The 1,359-nt window shown below is 68.6% G+C and carries 1 protein-coding gene; it reads left to right on the top strand.

Features of this window, described 5'->3' with window-relative positions:
- The coding region (locus CLI93_RS14595) for a calcium-binding protein (protein ID WP_275250737.1) at nt 1–1,359 on the top strand (1,359 nt) is incomplete at both ends.

Here is a 1,359-nt window from a genome sequence, read left to right as displayed (position 1 = left end):
AAAGCCGCGACGGCCAACTGCTGCTGCAGCGCAGCGGCGACGACCTGCAACTGCGCAGCGCCACGCCCGGCGCGCAAGAAGGCGTGGTCGTGTTTGCCAACTTCTTCAGCCAGCAGCAATTTTTGGGCCTGCAACTGCCCGAATACGTGCCGCCGGTCACCGAAGAGCCGCCCATCGATCCGCCTCAGGAGCCCCAGCCGGGCAGCCCCATCGTCGGCAGCGAAGCAGACGACACCCTCACCGGCACCGCCGCGCGCGACGAAATCTATGGCCTGCAGGGCAACGACCAAATCTACGGCTTGGAAGGCGACGACTTTTTGGCCGGCTACGAAGGCAACGACTTCCTCGCCGGCGGCGACGGGCGCGACCAACTCCACGGCGACGACGGCGACGACCAACTCCATGGCGGCTGGGGCGAAGACCGCATCGCTGGCGGCCAAGGCCAGGACTTCATTGCCGGAGGCCAGGACGACGACCTGCTCTTTGGCGACGCCGGCGAAGACCAACTCTATGGCGACCAGGGCAGCGACAGCCTCTACGGCGGGCCAGGCCACGACCAACTCTTTGGCAGCGAGGGCGACGACTACCTCGAAGGCGGCCAGGGCGAAGACCGGCTCGACGGCGGCGCAGGCCGCGACGTACTGCACGGCGGCCAAGGCAGCGACAGCCTCTACGGCGGCAGCGACGGCGACTTCTACATCCTCCAAGCTGGCGACGGGCAAGACCGCCTCATCGAAGTGCTGGACGACAGCGCCGCGCACGACATCATCGAACTGCGCGGATTGGCCTCCAGCGACAGCTGGCAACTGCGCCGCGTGGGCCAAGACCTGCACCTGCACTACGGCGTGGGCGGCCAGGACCTGCTCATCGTGCAAGACCAATTCGCCGCTGGCGCCATGGCCATCGAAGAAATCCGCTTCAGCGACGGCGTTTCGCTGAACGCAGAGCAAATCGCCCAACAAGCCATCGACAGCGCAGCGCCAGGCAGCGGCAGCGCGCAGGGCGCCGATACCGGCATCAACCCTGGCAGCGGCACAGGCAGCAAACACGGCAGCGCCGACCAAGGCCTGACCGCACAGCCCGGCGCAGCAGCGCGCGCCGACATCGCCGCACTGCTGGCCGCCGCCCAGGCCCTGCCCAAACCCGCCAGCGCCGCCAACGCCGACAACCTCCCCTGGGCGCTCGGCGAAAACCTGCAGCCCCAGGCCTGGCTGCCCCAGCACGGCCTGGCCCAGACCCCATGGCATGCCCAGACCTGGGACGAAGCAGACAGCGCACCGGGCAGCACGCCAAGCAGCACACTGGACAGCGCCCTGAGCAGCGCCGCCCAGGCGCAACAGCTCATCGCCGCCATGGCTG

Origin of the sequence: Vandammella animalimorsus, from assembly GCF_002288875.1 — a bacterium.
In the GTDB taxonomy this organism is placed as follows: domain Bacteria; phylum Pseudomonadota; class Gammaproteobacteria; order Burkholderiales; family Burkholderiaceae_C; genus Lampropedia; species Lampropedia animalimorsus.
This window is presented reverse-complemented; position numbering and strand designations above follow the sequence as displayed.